Here is an 18,261-nt window from a genome sequence, read left to right as displayed (position 1 = left end):
GATCCGAATCTGACGCAGGCCCTGACCCACATTACCGAGATCACGGCACAACAGCGCTCCACGAAGATGTTTGGCGGATCCAGTCAGCCCATTTCGCTCCGGTTCCAAAACGCCAAGCTCAAAGAGGTCTTCGAAATCGTCGCGCGGACGGCCGGCCTGAATGTGATTTTCGATAAGGACGTGCGGGACGAACCGATCACGATCTTCCTCAAGGAGATGGCGTTTGACGATGCGTTGAACCTCATCCTGAATACCAATGGCATGGTTGCCCAGCGCGTGGCGCCCGAGACGCTGTTGATCATGCCGAACAATAAGCAAAAGCAGGCGCAGTATCAGGATCTCCTGATGCGAACCTACTACCTCAATAACGCCAAGGCGAAAGACGCGGTGAATCTACTCAGGACCATGCTCGAGAGCAAGCATATCTATGTCGATGAAAAGGTGAATGCGATCGTCGTGCGTGAGGAACCGGTGAAGCTGCAACTCGCTGAGAAATTACTCTTTGCGATCGATCGCCGTGAACCGGAGGTGGAGTTGGACGTCGAGGTGCTGGAAGTCAATCGCACCAAGAGTCTGAAGTACGGACTGAACTACGCCAAACAAGCCGGGACAGGACTCGTTCCGACGGGCGGATCGGGTGGGATCTCTACGGCGACGACACAATTTACGTATCAGCAGCTCACCTCCATTGGTCCACAAAGTTATCTGTTTACCTTGCCGGCGAGCGTCATCCTGGACTTTTTCAAACAAGAATCCGATGCGCAGACCCTAGCCTCTCCCAAACTCCGCGTGATGAACAACAAGTTGGCGTCCATCAACGTCGGCGACAAGCAGCCGATCTTGTTATCCACGACGAACGTGTTGCCGGGTCAAGCCGCGACCGGTGCCGTGCCGACGACCTCTACGGTGACCTCCATTGAGTTCAAGGACGTGGGCGTCAAATTGACGGTCGAACCGACCATCAATTTGATGAACGAAGTGATGATGAAGATCAAGGTCGAGGTGACGCGGCTGGGCGATCAAGTCACCTTGCAGGCCGCGCCGGAAATCAAACAGTTTAAATTCGGCACGCGCACGGCAGAAACGGTGTTGATGTTGAAGGATGACGAAACGGTGGTGCTCGCCGGGCTCATTCAGGACGAAAAACGCAAGACCAAGTCCACCATCCCCTTCATCGGCGACATTCCGATTCTCGGCGACATCCTGACCTCCAAGCAGGATGATCGAGTGTCGACGGAGGTCGTGTTGACGATTACGCCTCGCGTGGTTCGTAACATGGATCTCCCATCCTCCGCCGCACAGGCCTTTTGGTCTGGGACGGAGAATACCTTCGCGACCTCGCAGCTCTATGCTCCGCAAGCGATTCCTGTCTCGCAGTCACCCGGGCAGAGCCAACGGCCGCATCCTGCTCCCAGTTCGTTGGGATCGCGGCCCGGTATGCCTGCTGTCCCACCGAGTAGCGGGGCCCCCGCAACCGATCCGTTAGCGACCGTTGGAGCAGGATCGCCGCAGGGAACACTTCCACCATCGGGCCCTGTCATGGCAAACGGACAGGCGACAGTGGCTGCGACCCCTGGCTCAGGTGGAGAGCTGGTCGCGCGGGCGACTGGATCGCTAGTGCTCCGGCCGTTGGAGGTCTCCGCCGCGGTCGGGCAAGAGTTTCGAGTTGATCTGACGGCGCTGCATCTCGAACAGATCAGCGAGACCTCGGTCACCGTGACGTTTGATCCCAAGGTCTTGGAGTTCCATCGAGTGACACCCGGGATGGTGGCGCTGGCGTCTCGCACGGCCGACGGCCAGGTCATGCTGACGCTGCGCCGTGACGGTGCCGTGCCGGCAGGCGAAGGGCTGCTCGCCATGCTGTTTTTCCAGGCCAAGGCGCCAGGACAGATTCCTCTGGAGCTCCAGGTGTTGCCTGGGAAGACCTCGACCGGGGGGCCTGAGGTCACGGGTACCAGCCGCGCCATCATTCGTGCGCGGTGAGGTTGATCATGCGCACACATGCACATGGAAATAGCGGCTTCACCCTCGTTGAACTGATGATGGTCGTGACGATTGTGGGGATTCTCGCGACGTTGGCGATTCCCGCCTATCAGCGCTCGGTCATCAAGGCCCGTGAGGGGACCCTCAAGTATGACCTGGCCACCCTGCGTGACGTGCTGGACCAGTATCGGGCCGACAAGGGGACCTATCCCTCAGCGTTGGGCGAATTAGTGCAGGTGGGGTATCTCAAGCGGATTCCCGTCGATCCGTTTACCCATTCGGACCAAACCTGGCAGGTGATGGCCGATGAAGGGGAGGGTGGCGGGATCGCCGATATCCACAGTGGCAGTCCGCTCGTCGGACCAGAGGGCACACCCTATAACACATGGTAGGTGGATGGACCGTCGTTTCCGAATCCTCACAGTTGCCGTCACGCTGATCGCCGTTTGTGTGATGCCGGTGGGTTGTGCAAGCCAGCGTCAAGACCGTCTTGCCTCGACGGACACACGGGAGCAGGTTCTGGCGGTGGCACGGGAGCGCGAGGCGGAGCTCTCGACGCTCCGGGCCGAGATGGCCGCGACCCGGATTGCCGCCGCGAAGAAAGAAGCAGAATTGGTTGAGCTGAGGGCCCTGGTCGCTCAACTCCGGCAAGAGAACACGGACAGCCACCAGCGATTGTTGGAAATCCGACAGACCATGGAGGTACGTCAGACCGAGATGCAAACCCTCAAGGCGGAACGGGACCAATTGATGGCCACGAAGCATGACCAGTCACTCAGAGATCTCAAAGAGGATCTGATGGGGCTCACCAAACAACTCGAAGACGTACGGCAGGACATCGGCCAGAAGGCGTCACGCACGTCGGGGAAAGCATCGCTGCCGACGATGAGACAGACTCCCGCATCATTGCCACCAATGGTGACGCCATCGCCAGTCCCGGTGCTCACCTCGCAGGTAGATGAAGCTCCCCCTTCGACATCAGCCGTCTCCTTGGTGGCCATCCGTGCCATGCCGCTGCCTTCTGACGTGCTTCGAGTTCGCGTGCAACCAGGGGATTCCTTGTCAGGTCTGGCGCGCCGCTACCGTACTACGGTCACGGCGATTGCGCAGCTCAATCAGTTGCACACCGATGTCATTGCCGTAGGCCAGGGATTGCTCGTGCCGTCCCCCAGTTCTTCACCTCGTGACCGGGAGCGTTAAACGATGCCGACACTGGTTCGACAGGCGACCCTGCTGGACGTCTTGGTACGACGAGGATCTCTAACAGCCGCGCAGGCTCAAGAGGCGTCAGCTCAGGTGTCTGGCCCAGAACGGCAACTGCACGTGTCGTTAGTGGGCGCTGGTCTCCTCACGGACATACAATTGGCCGAGGCGCTGGCCGAACAGTGTGGGGTGTCCTACCATTCACTCCACGAGTTCCGGGTGGACTTCGAGGCCTTTTCCTTCATGCCGATCGAGGTCATGCGGCAGTTTGAATGTGTGCCCATGGGAGAAGAAGCGGGCGAACTCCTCCTGGCTCTGGCGGATCCCACCGATGTGCGGCGACTCGATCACATCGAACGAGCGGTAGGGAGACCATGCCGGATCCTCGTCGCTCCGCGTTCGGCCATCGCGGAGTCGCTTCGTGAGAGTACACGAAACAGCCAGGTGGTCGCCAAAATCAAGGATGAGTTTCGTCCGCTGTTGGTGCATGAAAACGACGACGGTGAAGAAGTCCTCTCCGTGGACAAGGTCCAGCGGGACCAGAGTCCGATTGTCCAACTGGTCGATACGATCATCCTGAACGCGTTGCAGAAACGAGCCAGTGATATCCATCTCGAGCCGGCCGATGGCGTCACGGAGGTGAAGTATCGCATTGACGGCGTGTTGTACCTGGCCATGGAGCCTTTGGATCTCCGCTTCCACAATCCGCTCGTCTCGCGCATCAAAGTCATGTCGGATCTCGACATTGCGGAGCGTCGGGTTCCGCAAGATGGGCGGTTTAAGCTCCGCCTCGATCGGCGCACGATCGATTTCCGGATTTCCGTGATCCCCAGCGCGTTCGGGGAATCGGTCGTTATCCGCATTCTCGCCAAAGAAGAATTTGCCGCGAAACGGAACGGCCTGCATCTCGACTCGCTGGGGCTGAAGAAAGACGATTTGGATCGGTTCCGCCGCGCCATCACCGCCTCCTACGGCATGGTGCTGGTGACAGGCCCGACAGGAAGCGGGAAGACGACGACGCTCTATGCCGCCTTGAACGAAGTGAACACGAAGGAAGACAAGATCATCACGATTGAAGATCCGGTCGAATATCAGTTGGCGGGCGTCGTGCAAATTCCCGTGAATGAGAAGAAGGGGCTCACCTTCGCGAAGGGATTGCGGTCCATTTTACGTCACGACCCTGACAAAATCATGGTGGGGGAGATTCGTGATGCCGAGACGGCGCAAATTGCGATCCAATCGGCCCTGACGGGACACTTGGTGTTTTCTACGGTGCACGCCAACAATGCCTTTGATGTGATCGGCCGGTTCGTCAATATGGGGATCGAGCCCTATAACTTCGTCTCCTCGCTGAACTGCATCATGGCCCAACGGCTCGTCCGTACCATCTGTGAATCCTGTAAGGCTCCTCACACCGTGTCTCAGGCCCAATGTGAACAACTGGGCTTTGATTATGAGCTGTTTAGGGACCGTCCGGTATATGAAGGCAAAGGGTGCCTGGACTGTCATGGGCTGGGGTATCGCGGTCGCCATGCCATCACGGAGTTCCTGCCCCTCACCGATCGAATCAGGGAACTAATGTTAGATCGACGGCCCCCGTCGGAGATCAGGCGCGCGGCGGTCGAACAGGGGATGACCGATTTGCGTCAAGCCGGCGTGGAGAAGGTCCGACGCGGGGAGACCACCATGCGCGAAGTCAATCGGATGACATTCTTGGGGTAGTGGTATGAGACTCACCCTCTTTCCGATCCATCGTCCCCGTGTCGGCATCAGTGTGTCTGCATCCACACTGAGTCTGGTGGCCCTGCGGCGGCCCTGGTTCCGTAGGCCGATCGTGAAACAGGTGCGGGAGCGTGCGTTGCCCAGTGGCGTGCTGAAGGTGTCCGCCACGGAGCCACACATCACCGATCTGGACGCCTTCGCGCAGGAGCTGCGCGCGTTGACCGAGGGGCTCAGCGAGCGGACGATTGCCCTGAGTGTGCCCAATCGCGCGATGCACATGGGGGTGTTTGCGTTCGATCGATTCCCTGACGATCCCGAAGAACGAGCAGGCCTGATCAAGTGGCGGTTCCGTGAGGACCTCAACCTAACGATTGGCGATGCTCGGGTGATGCTGCAGCTCTTCCCCGCCGGGACAGGCACCCAGGTCCTGGCTGTGGCAGTGCGTCAGACAATTCTGGATCAATATGAGGACGTCTGTGGGCGGGCTGGGCTCATCCCTGTCTCACTGGGATTTTCGCACCTTCAACTCATCGGCCTCTATCGTCATCTGATGACGGGAACTCGACGGCTGTGCGTGATGCACTGGGCAGGGGACGAGTTCATGCTGCTGCTGTTCGATCAGGGGCAACCCGTGTGTCTCCGCACGAAGGCGATGACCGGTGGGACGCAGGATCTTCGGCGCGAACTGATCGGAACTTTGCAGTACATGGCGGATCAGGCAACGACTGTCCTTGAATCGGGTGAGTCCTCGTTTCCCCTGTACCTGATCGGCACTCAGTCGACAGCCTCGATCACGCAGCTGCTCGGAGGCGAGGCGACGGTGACGGTGCCTGGCCCTCGGGGTGGATGGCAGATCGAGATCGTGCCACTGGGATGGGACAGGATTCCGGCCCATCTCAACAACCAGACGGGCTCCTTGAACGGACTCTCGGCGATGGCGACGGTGGTCGGATGATGAAAACTCCGGTGAGCGTGGCATGGGTTCCGTTCCTGCGCTCGCCGAGTGCGAGCCGTTCCATGCCTTACATCACGCTCTCGATCACGCCGACGGCCATTGCCATCCTGCGTGTGATGCAGTGGATGGCCGTCGTCCTGTGCTGTGCCTCATTGGCAGCTGCGCTCAAGTGGTGGAGCGACAGTGTGGTGATGGAGGAGACCGCCACACATCTCGATGGCGTGGTGCAGCGGTTGAATCAGGCCAATACGAGCCGGGCAGAGCGCATGACCCGTGAGCGACTGACGTTGTCCGTGGAGCAGATCGCGACCATCACGCGCGAGGTGCGATTCGTCAACCAGCTCGCCGAGAAGCGGGCGTTCTCCTGGTCTCGTTTGTTGGCCGATTTGGAGACCACCATCCCTCCGCATATGGCCCTTCGCACCGTGCAATTGAACTTTCAGGACTCGACGGTGGCGCTGCATGGATCGGCGGCGTCGCTGCACGACATCCATACGTTCATGACCAATTTGGAACAGCATGCGGCGTTTCGGCATGCGGCGTTGGCCAGTCATCGTCTTGAGCATCAGGAGAGTCAGCCGGCGCGAGCCTCGCAGGCGAGCATGGCAACGCCGGATACCCTGCAACCTGCCCGAGGCGTTGACTTTCAGTTGACCGTCGGCTATCGACCGTCGTTGTAGGGTGAACGCATGGCGAATCTGTTCAGACAGAAACCGTTGCCCGTATGTAGCCGGTCGTTGCTCCTGTCCTGCGTGCCGCTCATGGGTGTCACGATAGTGGCCGGTCTCCTTGCCGCGACGAGTGGCTTCTACAGACTGAGCCCTGCGCAGGAGCATCTTGCTCAAGCCGAAGCGGCCTATCACACCGCCGTGCGAGCGCAGGCTGCACTGCAGGCCACACGCAAGACTCAGGAAGAGATGTGGGCGATCAAGCTGAAGCTCGACGAGGTCTGGCGGGGCCTTCCGACCGAGACGGAGTTTGCCTCATTGGCGCTCGCCATTTCTGAACTGGGACGCACCGAGCGCGTGAGCATTCCTGGGATGCAGTATGCGGTCGAGCGCTCACACGCCGATGGCCTGCCGGTCAAGGCGTCGATCTCGTTTTCCGTGACCGGCGACTATGCGGCGGTCTATCGCTTCATTCACCGACTGGAGTCGGCTGACTCCTATGTGGTCATCGAAAGCCTCAACGCGAGCCGAACGGCGAAAAGTGACAAGGGGGGGTCGTCTTCAGTGGTGTTTCATGTCACGGTCGCGACGTTCTTGCGGCCGAATCCACCGACGGGGAGTCTGTCATGAGAGTTCCGGGCAAGAACGTGATGCTGGGTGGGCTGATGGGACTGTGGGTGACGGTAGCCGCAGTGCAGGTCAGCAGTCTGCCGGAGTTGGGTGAGGTGCCATTGACCTATACGTCTGGACAGCGTGTGACGAAGGCGGCAACACCGACCGTCACGGACGATGCCTTGGAGCTACGTCCGATGCGGATGGTGGCGGCGCACTTGCCGTCGACGCCGAAGCGCAACATTTTCGAAGCCGCTGAGACACCTACATCGGACAAGCGCCTCGTCAGGGCGGCGATGAACAAGAAAGCGGTGCCACCTCCGCTCCCGGTGCCGGTGGTCGCGATGCCGGTGGTTCCACCCGCGCCCCCGATGCCCTCTCCGGAAGTAGTGGCCGAACAGGCCGCGCGACTGGCGCGGGAGCGCGCCCGGCAGCAACTGCGTGAAGTGATGGCGCAGTACCGCTATCTTGGGTATCTGGCGGGTCAGGGTGAACAACAAGCCTTTCTCGGCAAGGGCCAGGAGATCTATATCATTCATCTGGGCGATACCCTCGACGGCCAGTTTCAGGTGGCCGCCATCACTCCCACGACCGTCAAAATTCTCGCGGCTCAATCTGACGTCGAAACGACGATCCAGCTGAAAACCGAGTCACCAATAGAACCCTCATAATTCGGCGCTCTCTTTCACTCGTACGAGCGATATGCTCCCGCTCGGTCCTACGTAGCCTTCCCTCCTCCCCGAACGCCCTATCACGAATAGGGCCGAGCTGACCTCGCATACGGCCTCTCGTCTCGATCCATTTTTGTGCTATCCGAAAAGACGAATCTGTTCGCCAGAAGCCAGATGCCGTGCTAGTTAAGGCTACGTACGCCAGTTCCTCGCGTGCTGCATGCACCATACTCCCTGCTGTTCACCGCTCACAAAGGATCGTCGATGACCCACGCGCGTGTTCGAACCGGCATGCTGAATCGCCTCATCGGGGCGGGGGGAGTGGCCCTTCTGGGTGCCATCCTGCTCTCCGTCTCCTCAGCCTTCGCACAATCCTCGACGATCACGCTGGATGCGTATCTCCATGGTAGCGGCGGGACCGCCAATCCCCCGACCCTGACCACGGATCTGATTCCACCGCTCAGTCTTACGGCCAAGACCAAGGACTCGGCCGGTCTCGCGTTCAGTGGCGGCAATCCCTGGGTGACCCTGGGTTCGTGGACCCCGCCCGCCGGGATCAATGGCAAAGCGACGCTGACGGCGCTGACGACGGCGCATCTCTGGCTGGGCTTCAAGAGTAGCGGGGACGTCGGCGGCAAGGTCGATGTCCTGGTTGAGGCGCTGGTCAATGGCCAAGTCCTGAGTTCCGGGCTCACGCGCTGCGTGAGTACCCTGACAGCCTCCGCCACTACGGCCCAAGACATCAGCGTGGCCCTGGGCAGTATCCCGACGACCCCACTGGATACGGTGACCCAAACCCTCGCGGTTCGCGTCTCCACCCGCATGGGGACCACGGCCAGCAATACGGCCTGTGGCACCAAGGCCAACGTGACGGGGGTCCGTGCCTATTTCGACGCCCTCACTCGGGCAAGCCGTCTCGGCGTCACGATTGCCCTGCCGCCGCCGCAGCCGGTCGTGCTGCTCCCGAATCCGAAAACCATCCAGTCCGGCTCAACCAGCTCATTGCTGGCCCTGTTGTTCCCGGTCCCGCTCCAGGCAACGACCCTGTCGGTGGTCAGTACCGCCCCCAATGTGGCCACGGTTCCGAGTAGCGTCGCGGTCGGCATCGGACAAGGCTTTGTCTCCATTCCGGTCACGGGGGTGAGCGCCGGCACAACCCAGATCAAGGTCACTCTCAATGGCAAGACCATCACCAGCACCGTCCGGGTGGTGGGTGGGACCGCCACCATCAGTAGCCTGACACCCTCCGCCCTCAGCATCACCCAAGGCGGGAGTGGGCAGGTGACCGTCTCGCTCAATGCCACCCAAGCGACGAATACGGTCGTCGCCCTCAGCAGTTCCGCCGGCAGTATCGCGGCGGTCCCGGCGACCGTCACAGTGCCGGCTGGTCAGGTGAGTGCTTCCTTCACCGTGGCGGCGAACACGGTGGGGCAAGCGGACATCACCGCGACGCTCAATGGGACCAGTGCGACCAGCCATGTGACCGTCACCCCAGCCTTGCCCACCGTAGTCTCGCTCACGCCTCCGGCGAGCCAGCTCACGCTCGGGGCCACGACGTCCTTGACGGTGACGATCTCAGCGGCCCAAGTCGGCCCGACGACCGTGACCCTCACGACCACGCCCAGTGGGGTGGTCACCCTGCCGCCGACCGTGATTGTCCCGGCCGGGCAAACGATGGCGTCGTTCACGGTCACATCTGTTACGTTAGGCACGGCGATGGTCCGGGCGACGCTCGGCAGTTCACTGGCGGAAGCCGCTATCGATGTCGTGCCGCCAATCGTCGCGCTCATCGATTTCCAGCCGGCGAGTCAGTCCCTGGTGGTCGGAGCCATCGGCACGTTGACCGTTACCTTGAATGCGGCCCAAAGTAGCCCGACGGATCTCGCGCTCTCCGTGGATCAGCCGACCGTGCTCCAGATGCCCGCGACGCAGACGGTGACCGTGCCGCCCAACCAGACGCAGGCCATCTTCACAGTCACGGCCCTGGCCACGGGTACCGCGCAGGTAACGGCGACCCTGGGCGCCATCAGTAAGCAGGCGACCGTGACGGTAACGCCGCAGCCGCCGCAAGTCCTCGCGCTCACGCCGAGTCCGCTGGCCATGGTGCAGGGGGCCACCGGCACGCTCACCGTCACCCTCAATGCCGCGCAAGCGACGGATACAATTGTCCCGATCACGACCAACAACGCGACGGTTGTGGATGTGCCGGTCAGCGTGACCGTGCCGGCCGGGCTCACGACGGCGCCGGTTTCGGTCAGTGGCCTGACCATCGGGACGGCGACTGTCACCGCGACCTTGAATGGGACGGCGACGGCCACCGTGACTATTGTCCCACCTCCGCCGGTCGTCACAGCGCTTGGGCCGATCCCGCCGGTCACCGCTCCCTTGACCCTGGCCAAGGGCCGCACGGGTGTCCTGCAGGTCACGATCAATCGAGCCCCAACGGATCCGACCGTTATCACGCTCCAGAACAGTGCGACCTCGGTCGTGACGGTCCCACCGAGTGTCACGGTCGCCGCCGGGCAATTGACGGCGTCATTCCCGGTCACCACCCAGACCGAAGGCCAGGCCACCATCACGGCCTCGTTCAATAGCACCAGCGCCACCGCCCAGGTGGTCGTCACGGCGCCGGAAGTGGAGTCGCTCACGCTCGATCCCTCTTCGCTGACGGCCTTTGTCGGGGAATCGGTCTCATTCACGGCCACCGGCTTGTTCACTGACGGCAGCAGCCAGCCGCTGGCGAATGACATCGCCTGGACGTCGACCAATCAGTCAGTCGCCTCCATCGGCAGCAGCGGCCTGGCCACGGCACTGACCGTCGGCACCACCACGATCAGGGCCACCGTCACCACCTCGGTCGGCCCGGTGACCGGGGAGACGACCCTCACGGTGCAGCCCGCGCCGGCATTGGTGGTGACGCCACTCACGACGTCGTTGACGGTCGGCCAGAGCGCGCTGTTTACGGTTGGAACTGCCGTGGCTCCCACCTCGGCCCTCACGGTCACGTTGGCGCTGTCCGGCAGCGGCACGGCGCTCCTGAGCCCTGTCTCCGTGGTGATCTCGGCTGGACAAACCACTTCGCCCACGCCGGTACAAGTCACGGCGACTGGAATCGGCTCGGTGATTCTCACGGCTTCCGCGCCGGTGCGACAATCGGCCAGCAGCACGCTCACGATCACGGCCGGCCTCCCCGTGATCACCAGCGTGAGCCCTGCCAGTGGTGTGGTCGGATCGGTGGTGACGCTGACAGGCACCAGTTTCAACACGGTGGCGGTCAACAATCAGGTCCGGTTCGGTGGCATCATCGCCACGGTGCTGGCCGTGAACACCACCGGGACCTCGCTCACCACCGCCGTGCCCGCCGGAGCGCTCACAGGACCGGTGACGGTCACGACGCCGCTTGGCACCGCGACGAGTCCACTGCCGTTCACGCTCCTCAATAGTGCGCCCGTGCTCGCGCCCATCGGCAACAAGACCCTGCCGTTAGGCAGCACGCTGGCCTTTACGGTGTCCGGAGTCGATCCCAACGGACAGCCTGTGACCTATGGCATCCAACAGGCGCCGCCGGCGCAGCCGCTACCCTTGCCGGCCCATATGGCGTTCAACAGCCAGACGGGTGTCTTCAGCTTCACGCCCGATGCGACGCAGGTCGGCACGTTCAACCTCGTCTTTGTGGCCTCCGACGGATCGGTCTCCTCGTCCGAAACCATTGCCCTCACGGTGACGGGGGCCGTTCCCGGCGCGCCGACCAGCTTGTCTGGCCGAGTGGATGACAGTTCCGGCCATCCTGTCGTCGGCGTGGCTGTGTCACTTCGGGACATTCCGACGACGACCACGACGAATACGGCGGGCGAATTCACCTTGGCTTTTGCCGGCCATCCGGCGGGGCGTCAACTCCTCGTCGTCACCGGACTCCCAGCCGGCTATGCGAATCTCGTGGCGCCGGTGGATCTGCTCGCCAATACGGCGAACGTGCTGCCGAGCCCGGTTACCACGCCGCCGCTGGATCTGGCGACGGCGGTCACCGTGAACCCGGTGGCCACGACCACGCTCACGAGTGCGACGGCCCGTGTCAGCGTGGTGATTCCGCCGGGCCGGGCGAAGAATGCCGATGGCAGTCCCTATACCGGCCAGCTCACGATCAGCCCGGTCCCGGAATACGGGCGTCCCGAATCGCGCCCTGTCGAATTGCGGCCGGGCCTCTCGGTGACGATCCAACCCGCCGGTATCGTCTTGGATCCACCGGTGGCCATCACGTTTCCAAACACGGATAACATGAGCCCCGGCAAAGAATTGGATCTCTGGTCACTGTATCCCGACACCGGGACTTTTCTGGTCGTGGGCCGCATGCGGGTCAGTGCCGATGGACAGCGCCTAGAAACCATCGATGGAGGTGTGCGCAAGACGGCGTGGCATTTTGCCCTGGCTCCGGAGGCGAAGACCCAAGAGCCGGAGGTCCCGTCTAAGGACGGGGAATGCGCGACGTGCAAGGCGGGTGCGGAGGCCGATCTGAGGGCCGGCGCGATGGAGCAGGACGAACCCATTCCAGGCATCCGCACCCTCGGCGCGGATCGAAGTTTCGCGTTGCATTATCGGTCGACCAATGCCGATGTGCAGCGTATTCTTCCGATCAACGCCGCCTTGACCCTCAGGACGTTTGTTCCCAATACGCTGTCAGCCCGTCTATCGATCGGTGGCGTGCAATTGGGGCAAGAGCGTTATTGGGACAGCCATGCTTTGCCGCAAAGTGTGGACTCGGTCTCTCGCTTGGCCACACAGTTTGACGCCAGCACGCTCGCAACAGGCGTCTATCCCTACGAACTCACCCTGTTCTCCAACTATGCGCAATCCAGTATTGGAAGCCTCACGCGCAAGCCAATCGTGGTTCGTAATGAACAGGCGAGTGTTTACGGCGCAGGGTGGACGCTCACCGCACTCGATCGACTCTATCCACAAGCAGACGGGTCGCTGGTGTTGGCCAAGGGAAGCGGCAGCACTCTCTGGTACGGCACAGCCGGGCGACCGATCATCATCGAGAGTTTCGACTCAACCCGCAGCGCCACCGTGAGCGGCCTCAATGCCAGCTTTGTGGCCGGAGATCTCCATGCAGCCGCCCGCGCGGATGTGGTCACGCCGACAAATTTCGGTGCGCTGGGCACGGTGCGTCGCCCGGTGACCCTGCGGACGGGGATCCCGACGCTGACCCTCCCAGCCCTTGCGGGGGTGGATGTGTTTGTCGTGAATCTTCTCGCCACAGAACTCACCACCACCGAGGTCCAGGTGTTGGAGCAGTTCGTGCGCGAGGGCGGTGCGGTGTTGGAGATCCGGAACGCCACTGCCACTCGTCCCATGCTGTTGGGGACGGTGTCGGGATCCTTCCTCACGGATGTCACGGCGGATTTCACCGTGGAAGGGCTCAATTCGGCATTGGCGAACGGCCCGTTCGGCACAGTGGCCGGCCCGCTCGTGACTGGCGCAAACGGCAGCTATGCCACCATCGGCTCGGCGACGGCCATCGCCCGGAACGATGTCGGCCCCAATATCCTGCTGTATTCGCCGAACACCATTTTCACCGGCGCTGGGCGCGCCGTATTGGTAGGTGACGACGAGATTGTGTCCACCGCCTATGCGACGGGAGGGAATCGGAAGTTCTTTCTGAATACGATGGCGTATCTGGCTGGGGGCCCTGGGTACAAGCCGACACTCCCTGCCGCAGCGACGGTGGTGACCTATCAAGGGCCACCGGACGAGGTTGCGGTGATGACACGGAATGCCGATGGCACATACACGCGGCGGCTGAAGACTGGCACGGCGTATCAATTTTCGGCGCAGGGGCTGCAGACCAGCGTGAGCGACCGCAACGGGAACCAGACGACCTATGCCTACGACAGCAATGGTCGCCTACTGACCGTCACCGATCCGACCGGGCAGGTGACGACGTTCGCCTACGGCGGCGGCCGCGTGCAGAGCATCACCGATCCCACCAACCGTGTGACCCAATTGACCTATGATGGCGCGGGAAATCTGCAGCAGATTCGCCATGCCGACACGACCACCGTGACGTTCGAGTACGATGCGCAACATCGGCTGGTCAAACGGACGGATGCGCGCAATCAGGTCTCCCACTACGCGTACGATTTCGCGGGACGGTTCACACGAGCCACCTTGCCTGGTGGAGATACCCACGGGATCACACCGAGCCAAACTATCGCCCTGCCGAATCTGGCCGCGGGGCAGGGTACGGCTGCGAGTCCGGCGGTTCTCAGCGTGAATCTCGCGAATCGCGGGACGTTCACTGATGCGAAGAATCAGACCACGGCCTTTGAAATGGATGCGCTCGGGCGCATCACCAAGCAAACCGACGCGTTGAACCGCGTGACGACCATCACGCGTGATGCCCAAGGCAATCCGACCCAGATTACCAGGCCCAATGGCGCCGTCACGACCATGACCTACGACGCCACAGGGAATCTACTGGCCAGCACCGAGCAGGCCATTGCCGCGACGACCACGTTCACCTATGAGCCGACCTTCAATCAGGTGACCAGCATCCGCGATCCCAAAGGCAATCTCACGCAGATTGCGTATGATGCCAAGGGCAACCCGCTGACGATTACCGACGCGCTGAATCAGGTCACGACGTTCACCTACAATCCGCAGGGCTTGCTCCTCACCACCAAGGATGCCCTCAATCAGACCACCACGTTTACCTATGACCCCCTGGGCCGATTGTTGACCACGACTGATCCGCTGAATCACACGACTACGTTGACCTATGATGCAGCCGGCAACGTCGCGACCAGCACCGACGCCCTGAATCGGACCACCACGTTCGTCTATGACGTGAAGAACCGGCTCACGCAGGTGACCGATCCCAATACGGGTATCACGGCCTATGCCTACGACGGGAACGGCAATCTCCTGACCGTCGCCGACGCCAAAAATCAGGTGACGACCTTTGCCTATGACGGCCGGAACCGGCTGCTCAGCACCACCGATCCCCTCGGCAAGATCGAGCGCTACACCTATGACGGCAACGATAATCTGCTCACGAGAATCACGCCCAAGAACGAGACCATCAGCTTTGCCTATGATGCCGTCAATCAGCTCCTCAGCAAGACCTTGCCGGGGAGCCAGGTGACGAGTTACCTCTATGATCTCGCCGGCAACGTGACCACCGTGGCGGATCCCGATAGCGTGCTGACTATGACCTACGACGGAGCCAATCGGTTGCTCAACGTCACGACCGCCGGTTCGCCCAATCAACCGACGGTCTCCCTCGGCTATGGCTATGACCCGAACGGCAACCGGGTCCGCTTGACCGAAGGGACGCGGACGACCAGTTACCATTATGATGGCCTGAATCGGCTGGCGTCGCTGGGCGCCGGCGCTACCGTGGCGCCGCCCGCGACCAATCTGGTCTCCTGGTGGAAGGGCGAAGGGAGCGGAGCGGACGAGCAGGGGACGAATCCAGGTCTCTTGCGCAATGGCGTGAGTTTCGCCACCGGCATGGTCGGGCAGGCTTTCCGTTTCGACGGCCTGGACGATGAGATCGGCGTCACTGGCACCGTCGGCCGCATGGGGTTCCAAGCCACGATCGACCTGTTGATCAAGACCACCTCGACCCGGCGCGAGACCATCATGAGCGATCGGCTGACCTGTACCGTCACGTCCACGGCCAACGCGGCCTCATGGGAGCTGCAGCTGCAACCGAATGGCACGGCCAGCTTTACCGTGGTCGGACCGGACGCGGGGGCGGGAACGACGTTGGTGAGCGCCGGTGTGGCGACCACCCAGCGGGTCAATGATGGGCAGTGGCATCGGCTCGGCGTGGTCCGCAATGGCACCGAACTCCGGCTCTACCGCGACGGCCAGCTGGAAGGCTTTTGGAACTTTATTAACGGGCCGCCGGTCTTGACGAGCCTCCCGGCCGGCGGCCTGCGGATCGGCACCGGCGGGTGCGGCACCAGCCCATTTACCGGGCAGTTGGATGAGATCACGTTTGCCGACCGGGTCTGGACGCCGGCGGAGCTCCAGACGCCGCGCCTGCACGAGCAGCCGAATGCGTCCTGGAGTTACGATGCGCTCTCCCGGCGGACGAGCCTCACGCTCCCCAACGGCATCCAGACGACGTATAGCTACGATCCGGCGAGCCAAGTCACCACCATCCTGCATCAGCTCACGGCCACCAGTACGCCGATCAACAAAGCGGACTACGTCTACAACCCTGTCGGCAATCGGACCAGTCTGACGGACCGCCGAGGGCCGCAGACCTTCGGGTATGACCAACTGGATCGGCTGACCAGCGCCAGCCATCCGCTGCTGCTGGATCCACAAGCCTTTGCCTATGATGCGGTGGGCAATCGAACGACCGGTGGGAGTGTGGTCAACCCAGGCAATCAGCTGACCGCCGATGCGAACTTTGGCTACCAGTACGACGACAACGGGAATCTCACCCGCAAGACTCTGCTTACCACCGGCAACTACACCCAGTACACGTATGATGTGGAAAATCGGCTTATCACAGTCGAGGAGTTTGCGGCCGGGAACCCGACCGCCGTCACGACCAGCAGCTATCGTTATGATGGCTTAGGGCGACGGATCGAAAAAGTCGCCAACGGGCAGACCAAGCGCTACATCTACGACGGCGAAGACATCTTGCTGGAGTATGACGGCAGCAATGTCCTGCAAGTCACCTACACCCACGGGCCTGGGATCGATGAACCCTTGAGCCGGACGGTGATCACCGCCGGGGTGAGCAGCGGCGTGACCGCCCTGTTGGCTTCGACAGCCGATGGCCTCCGGGGTCCGCTGGTGGACGATACGATTGTCGTCAACGGGCAGATCTACCTGGGTTTTATCACCGGCACGAGCTTTCTGCCCCCCGTGGGCCAACCGATCGATAGCACCAGCTCGCATCTGCCCGTCGCGCCGATCGACGTGACGGCGGCGGCCAATAGCGGGACCCTGACGGTGTCGCTGGTCGATACGGCAACCCTCAGCGGCAATGCGCCGGTCTATTTGGTCCTCCGTGAGCAGGCGACCGGACGGGTGCTGGACAGCCAGCTCCTCTTTCCCGCCCGTCTGACCGCCACCTCGACGGCTCAGCCCGGTCTGCCCACGGTGATCGCCTCGACGACGGTCCCGGTCAGTAGCGCAGTGGCCGGCAGCACGCTGTACTACCATCAGGACGGCCTCGGCACGGTGACGGAACTGACGGATACCAACGGGAGCGTGGTCAAGGCCTATGCGTACGACGCGTATGGCAATCTTCTGGAATCGCCGGGCACGGTGGAGCAGCCGTATGCCTATACGGGGAGGGAGTTCGATGCAGAGTCAGGGCTCTATTATTACCGGGTGAGATATTACGACGCGCCGACCGGAAGGTTCTTGCAGAAGGACCCGATTTCATTTTTAGGTGGAGACGCCAACTTGTATACATATGTGGGCGGTCGCCCCGTGCTTTTTACTGATGCATTGGGCCTTAAGCCTCGATCGCCAAGGCATCCTAACTATCCAGACTATAACTTGCCTGGAGGATATGGTGCCCGAGTGGATCCATTTAATCATAAGGGGGAATCATCATTTGAAATCCATGTGTGTGATGGCCGTGGTCAAGAAATTGGAATCTATGGTCCAGAGGGCTGGATTAATAAACACGGTAAAGGTATACCAACAGCAATTCCTGCCGAATTGGAAACTGCCCTCAAAGGGGTAGCGTTAGAGGAATTGCGAGCACGGGGCAAGTTTCCTCCGAAGGGGCGCGCAGACATTAAGGGAAACAACTGGCGCAATCATGTAGGCAAAGGCTGCCCAGTTTGCGGTATCGCCGGGGCGGCGATTGGGGCGGGAGCAGCGTTGGCAGATGGAAGCAGCGTTTCAGAGGCCACTGAAGCTGCTTCAGAATCGTTTGTATGCCCATTTGGATGTGACGAGGCCTACTAATCTGATGAAATATATCCAGTGCAATTGGACCGGCCGTGGCTACGATATGAGTGATGAGAGATATCCGGCCTATTTGGATACGATTAAAGACCAGCTCCCATCGAACGCTCGAGATTTTGCAGAAGCTGACTGGCATTATGACTTCACGAATCCTAAGTGCCCACATGACAGTTGGGTAGAGACAATTACGATCTTTGAACCCGCGGATGGAGAAACGAAGGATGATCGTGGATTAGAGATCATGGTGAGGCTACTTGGCGCATTCCATGATGGCTTCATCGAGCTTCGATACAAAGGAGTGTTCGAATACGAGATGTCGGGTACCTCAGATGAGTCGTGGCCTAAAATTCATCGGCCTCATGGCGACTGGTTAATTGATGAAATCCGTTTATCGGAAAATGGGCGAGTCATTCACGAAATCAAATTCACCCGTGCACGATGGCTTATTCAGTGTGAGGACATTGTGTACACTTGGAAAGCTGGGAAACCATATTAACCCGCA

Annotated in this window: 10 protein-coding genes; all 10 read left to right on the top strand. The window is 61.2% G+C overall.

Translation table 11 applies throughout. The features are described from left to right. On the top strand, positions 1-1,983 hold a 1,983-nt coding region (locus GDA65_19645; protein MBA5864899.1), incomplete at its 5' end, for a hypothetical protein. 8 nt (positions 1,984-1,991) lie between these two features. Continuing rightward, positions 1,992-2,375, top strand: a complete 384-nt coding sequence (locus GDA65_19640) for a prepilin-type N-terminal cleavage/methylation domain-containing protein (protein ID MBA5864898.1) — start codon at positions 1,992-1,994, stop codon at positions 2,373-2,375. Continuing rightward, positions 2,290-3,183, top strand: a complete 894-nt coding sequence (locus GDA65_19635; GenBank protein ID MBA5864897.1) for a LysM peptidoglycan-binding domain-containing protein — start codon at positions 2,290-2,292, stop codon at positions 3,181-3,183. The genes GDA65_19640 and GDA65_19635 overlap by 86 nt, the downstream gene beginning before the upstream one ends. A 3-nt stretch (positions 3,184-3,186) precedes the next feature. Then, entirely contained in the window at positions 3,187-4,908 is a 1,722-nt protein-coding gene (locus tag GDA65_19630; protein ID MBA5864896.1) for a pilus assembly protein PilB, read from the top strand. A gap of 4 nt (positions 4,909-4,912) precedes the next feature. Continuing rightward, positions 4,913-5,863 (top strand): hypothetical protein, encoded by a 951-nt coding sequence (locus GDA65_19625; GenBank protein MBA5864895.1) that lies wholly within the window; start codon positions 4,913-4,915, stop codon positions 5,861-5,863. After that, on the top strand, positions 5,755-6,543 hold the full coding sequence (locus GDA65_19620) for a hypothetical protein (GenBank protein ID MBA5864894.1): 789 nt from the start codon (positions 5,755-5,757) through the stop codon (positions 6,541-6,543). The genes GDA65_19625 and GDA65_19620 overlap by 109 nt, the downstream gene beginning before the upstream one ends. Positions 6,544-6,552: 9 nt before the next feature. Continuing rightward, complete coding sequence (gene pilO / locus GDA65_19615; protein MBA5864893.1) at positions 6,553-7,161, top strand: type 4a pilus biogenesis protein PilO; 609 nt, start codon at positions 6,553-6,555, stop codon at positions 7,159-7,161. Then, complete coding sequence (locus GDA65_19610) at positions 7,158-7,814, top strand: hypothetical protein (protein MBA5864892.1); 657 nt, start codon at positions 7,158-7,160, stop codon at positions 7,812-7,814. Before pilO ends, GDA65_19610 begins: the two co-directional genes overlap by 4 nt. Positions 7,815-8,078: 264 nt before the next feature. Beyond that, positions 8,079-17,759, top strand: a complete 9,681-nt coding sequence (locus GDA65_19605) for a hypothetical protein (GenBank protein MBA5864891.1) — start codon at positions 8,079-8,081, stop codon at positions 17,757-17,759. Further along, positions 17,680-18,255, top strand: coding sequence for a hypothetical protein (locus tag GDA65_19600; GenBank protein MBA5864890.1), 576 nt, complete (start codon positions 17,680-17,682; stop codon positions 18,253-18,255). The genes GDA65_19605 and GDA65_19600 overlap by 80 nt, the downstream gene beginning before the upstream one ends. The last annotated feature ends 6 nt before the right edge of the window (positions 18,256-18,261 follow it).

Origin of the sequence: Nitrospira sp. CR1.1, from assembly GCA_014055465.1 — a bacterium.
GTDB lineage: Bacteria > Nitrospirota > Nitrospiria > Nitrospirales > Nitrospiraceae > Nitrospira_A.
The sequence above is the reverse complement of the archived record's forward strand: the minus strand, read 5'-3'. Positions and strand labels throughout refer to the sequence as shown.

What these genes read in the sequence shown, in the direction of transcription:
- GDA65_19640 (MBA5864898.1), top strand. Translation starts at nt 1,992, where the DNA reads ATGCGCACACATGCACATGGAAATAGCGGCTTCACCCTCGTTGAACTG.
- GDA65_19635 (MBA5864897.1), top strand. Translation starts at nt 2,290, where the DNA reads ATGAAGGGGAGGGTGGCGGGATCGCCGATATCCACAGTGGCAGTCCGC.
- GDA65_19630 (MBA5864896.1), top strand. Translation starts at nt 3,187, where the DNA reads ATGCCGACACTGGTTCGACAGGCGACCCTGCTGGACGTCTTGGTACGA.
- GDA65_19625 (MBA5864895.1), top strand. Translation starts at nt 4,913, where the DNA reads ATGAGACTCACCCTCTTTCCGATCCATCGTCCCCGTGTCGGCATCAGT.
- GDA65_19620 (MBA5864894.1), top strand. Translation starts at nt 5,755, where the DNA reads ATGGCAGATCGAGATCGTGCCACTGGGATGGGACAGGATTCCGGCCCA.
- pilO (MBA5864893.1), top strand. Translation starts at nt 6,553, where the DNA reads ATGGCGAATCTGTTCAGACAGAAACCGTTGCCCGTATGTAGCCGGTCG.
- GDA65_19610 (MBA5864892.1), top strand. Translation starts at nt 7,158, where the DNA reads ATGAGAGTTCCGGGCAAGAACGTGATGCTGGGTGGGCTGATGGGACTG.
- GDA65_19605 (MBA5864891.1), top strand. Translation starts at nt 8,079, where the DNA reads ATGACCCACGCGCGTGTTCGAACCGGCATGCTGAATCGCCTCATCGGG.
- GDA65_19600 (MBA5864890.1), top strand. Translation starts at nt 17,680, where the DNA reads ATGGAAGCAGCGTTTCAGAGGCCACTGAAGCTGCTTCAGAATCGTTTG.